Origin of the sequence: Synechocystis salina LEGE 00031 (assembly GCF_015207985.1) — a bacterium.
In the GTDB taxonomy this organism is placed as follows: domain Bacteria; phylum Cyanobacteriota; class Cyanobacteriia; order Cyanobacteriales; family Microcystaceae; genus Synechocystis; species Synechocystis salina.
The window spans coordinates 1-4,101 of the sequence record NZ_JADEVV010000097.1 but is presented as its reverse complement, the minus strand read 5'-3'; the positions used below and the strand labels follow the sequence as shown (position 1 = coordinate 4,101).

The window sequence follows — 4,101 nt, the reverse complement described above, 5'->3', positions numbered from 1 at the left end:
GTCTCGTCTTCAGCTTCTTTCTTCCATTTTTCACTACCCGTTCACTTTCACAATAGATACAGTTCATTTTTTTCAACCTTATACTGCGTAACAATTCTAGCTCTCACTCCCTAAGCAGACAATGCCATTAATTTACATCCAAGGCTCGCTCAGTCTTAAATTATCCACACCCAATTGCTCCCATCTAGCTATTTTCATCAAACCAGCGGCATCAGCTAATTTCTTTGCCAATCCACTTCCCAACTCAAAGTAGAAGGTCGGGGTCGAGCAAAAAGACAGTCAGTTTTTCCGACTTTTCTTCCACCAACATTACATGACTAGCAGATTGGAGCGTGTCATTTTGGCGATAGGAATCGGGCAATTGACGAATTTGTTGGGGCAACACATCCAGTAACGTGGGAGCATTATTAACCAAGAGACAAAATTCTTCCCCACTCCGATTTTTAGTCAAGATAAAATACTGTTTCGTTTGGGCCGTCGGGGGTTGGGGCACCCCAAAAAAGCGGCGATATAGGTCCACCATGGTGACAGAACGGTTTTCTAGGTTAACCAATCCTGTGGCCGACAGACCAGTGCCATGGGTGGGGCCATGGGGCAAAATTTTTACCACCAGGGCAATGGGTAGGGCCAGGTTAAGTTTTCCCACAGCAAAAAGGAGAAACTTTTCCGATCGAGCAGAGGGGGCAGAGGGCTGACCAACATGAACAGGGGCATCAACGGAAGAGGAATAGAACGCCATATTTTGCAAGCGGGAAAATGATAACTTTTAACTACTAACTGCTAACCGATACCTGACCAGCGGCCAGGAGTTCCTCCACCGCCCCAAGGAACTGTTGCTCAATGTAAGGCTTGGTGAAGTAGGCATTGGCCCCCAGGGTCTTGGCCAACTGTCGGTGTTTATCGCTGCCGCGGGAAGTGAGCATGGCCACTGGAATTTTGAGCAGTTCAGCATTGCGACGTCGTTGCCCAAGAAACTCAAAGCCATTGAGGTTGGGCATTTCCACATCACAAATAATCAAATCCACTTCCCCCGTTTGGGCTAGGGTCTTCAGGGCTTCCTGGCCATCCTTAGCCTGCATCACCCGATAACCAGACCGTTCTAGGGTGAAAGCCAGAGTCCGCCTCAGCGCCGCCGAATCATCCACCACCAAAATGGTTTTGGCCCTCCGTCCTGGGGGGGGGAGCGATTCTCCTCCTGCCTCCGCCATGGCCAAATTATCTGTGCCCTTTTGCCAATGCCATTCCAACAACAGTGCTCCATTCACCACCGGAATTAAGGTGCCATCGGCCAAAATAGTGGCTCCATAAAGGTAAGAAGGGGCAGGCAACAGGGACGCAAAGGGTTTGATCACCAATTCCTGTTCCGTCACCAAGCGGTTCACCTCTAGGGCGTAATATTGCTGACCGAGCCGGAGTAACACCAGGGGCAAGTGCCAATTGTCCGGTTGGGGCACCGTGGTTAATAGCTTGCTGGTTTGTCGCTCCGATAAAGGACACTGATAGGGCAGTAATTGGGCCAAGGAATAAATCGGGATAGTCAATTGTTGCCAATGGAGAAAACGTTGCCCCCCACTAGTTTTGAGTTGTTCCGCCGTCGGCACCATCAATTCCGCCACACTATCAGAAGGAATGGCGATCGCCGTTAGGGCCCCCTGGTCCTGCCCCACCAAGCACACCAACAACTTAGCAATGGTGAGGGTCAAAGGTAAACGCAAGGAAAACACTGTTCCCCGGCCGGGGCGAGAAGACACCACAATGGTTCCCTTCAGAGCCTGCAACTGTTGCCGTACCACATCCAGCCCCACCCCCCGGCCCGAAAGCTCACTCACCTGGTCCGCCGTGGAAAAGTTTGGCTCAAAAATTAAATTATTAATCTGCTCTGTCCCCAACCGTTGCCCCTGTTCTTCGCTAATCAAGCCCCGTTCCACCGCCCGCCGGAGAATCTTATCTCGGTTGAGTCCACCCCCATCATCCCGCATTTCAATAATTGTCTGATTACCCTGGTGATAGGCATGGATCTCAATGGTGCCCGTGGCCGGTTTCCCTGCTGCCAAACGGGTATCAGTATCCTCAATGCCATGGTCAAAAGCATTACGGAGTAAATGGAGCAGGGGATCATAGAGCTTCTCCAGGGCCAAACGATCAACCAACACCCCCGTGCCATGGAGTTTGATCTGCACCGGCTTATTAAACTTACTGGCCATATCCCTGAGCAAACGGGGAAAACGCTGTAGAATTTCCCCCAGGGGTAGCATCCGGGCCCACATCAGCTCGTCCCGCAGGGAAAATAGCATCTGCTTTTGGGCATCCACTGTCTGATTGGCCGCCCTGGAAAATAGCACCACATCATCCACCGCCTCTTCCAACTGCATCATTTCTTCCAAAATTTCCTGCAACTGGGCCGAGAGGGTACCATAGGAATCCATCTCCAACGCATCAAAGGTGTGGTCTAGCCACCCCTGGGGTCGCGGCTGGGCCCGTAGCATAGTCTCCCCTTCCGGCCGGATGGCCAACTGGTCCGCCAACTGCCTCAACTTCAAAGCCATGGTTTGGAAGGTGCCGAAACGTTGCCCCAGGGCCCCCACCGCCGTTTGCAATTGCTGATTTTGCAAAGAGAGGCTATTGCGATTAATGGCCAATTCCCCCACCCAATTATTCATGCGCTCCAACCGCTGAAAATCCACCCGGATGGAAAGATTAGCCGGATTTTGTTCCCTCGGTACCGTCCGCCGTTCGGGGGTATGTTCCACCGGAGGAGTTGGGATTTCTGCCTTAGGAGTTGGCACTGGAGCCGGAGCCAGGGGAGGTAAGGAATCAAAAACCTCTTCCACCGCATGCACTAAAGATAAAGTTTCCCCAGAAGGGTCCACTTCCTCCACGGCAGGGACTGGGTTCTCCACCACTACATCAGCAGTCAACCCGCCAAAAACTTCCTCCAGGGAAGGGGGGGAATCCACTGTTTCAGGCTCCATGGGAGTTTGCTCCAGGGTGGGGGAAGCCTCTGGCTCAGGCTGGGGTTGCCATGGCCCAGTCATGGGCGTAGTGGGGGGAGATGGTTCTTCCTCTACCTCATCCTCATCATCGCCAAAAAATAGATCCCCCAATACCGGAGCCGGAGCCGAAGTTGGTTGGGGCCGGGGTTCTGCCGGAGGAGCAAGCCTTTGCCCCAGGGCCAAAAGTTCGGCACTTGCTTCCCCTCCCCGTTGGCGATCGCCGTTTTCCAGCACTTGCTGAGCACCGGCCTGCCAATCAGTCAAAGCTTGGGTGGCAATGGTAGATAATTGCTGCGGGTTGGCCGCCAGGGCCTGCTGCACCGCTACACAAATACCTTGGAACCCCGGTAAATTAAGAATTTCCGCCAGCCCCAGGAAAATTTCCGTTTGGCTAGTCAAGGCCTCCCGCAACGATTCCGTCCCCTGCTGTTGGGCCGCCGCCACCGCTGCCATGCCCTCGGCAATGTCCACTTCAAATACCGACGCCACCACATCCACCCCTAGCTCAGCGGAGCTGGGCAAAAACTGTTCCCCTGCGGCCAAATGGGGACCCAGCCGTTGCTCTAGGTTAATAATGGGCCCCTGAGCACTCTGCCAAGCCGTTTCTGGGTCGTAGTACCCCTGGTCAATCTGTTGCTCCAACGGGTTCCGCAGGCAGTCAAATCCTTGCAATAAGAGGGTTTCCATGGTTTGGTCTATGGCCACCTCTTCGTTATAAAGCGCCTTAAAAATATCCTCCAGCCGATGGGCGATCTGTTTGATGGTTTCCAGCCCTACACTGGCCGCTCCCCCTTTGAGGGAATGGGCCGCCCGCATAATGCCATGGACCACCGCCGCTGACCGGTCTTGCCCAATGGTCAATAGCCCCGTTTCTATTTCCTGCAACAGGGTGGGCGCTTCCTCAATGAAAAATCGGTAGGCCGGTTCCTCCAAGTTCACCCTTTCTGGCCCCAAGTTGGGTTGGCGATCGCTGGCGGGAATTGCCCCTTCTCCGGACTGGACCAGCATTGCCGTCGGCTCTTCTTCCCATTCCGCAAACACATTTTCCTCTGCTGTGCTGATGGCGGTGGGGATTTCTCCTAGCTCTGGAAAGTCCATGCCCAAAAAT

2 protein-coding genes are annotated in these 4,101 nt (G+C 53.6%); both read right to left on the bottom strand.

The features are described from left to right. Window positions 1–244 precede the first annotated feature (244 nt). Window positions 245–739 (bottom strand): CheW domain-containing protein, encoded by a 495-nt coding sequence (locus IQ217_RS18530; protein WP_194021377.1) that lies wholly within the window; start codon window positions 737–739, stop codon window positions 245–247. Between the two features lie 34 nt (window positions 740–773). Then, on the bottom strand, window positions 774–4,101 hold a 3,328-nt coding region (locus tag IQ217_RS18525; protein WP_194021376.1), incomplete at its 5' end, for a hybrid sensor histidine kinase/response regulator.

Bases quoted from the DNA above. Each gene is read 5' to 3' on its own strand.
- IQ217_RS18530 (WP_194021377.1), bottom strand. From the start codon at position 739: ATGGCGTTCTATTCCTCTTCCGTTGATGCCCCTGTTCATGTTGGTCAG.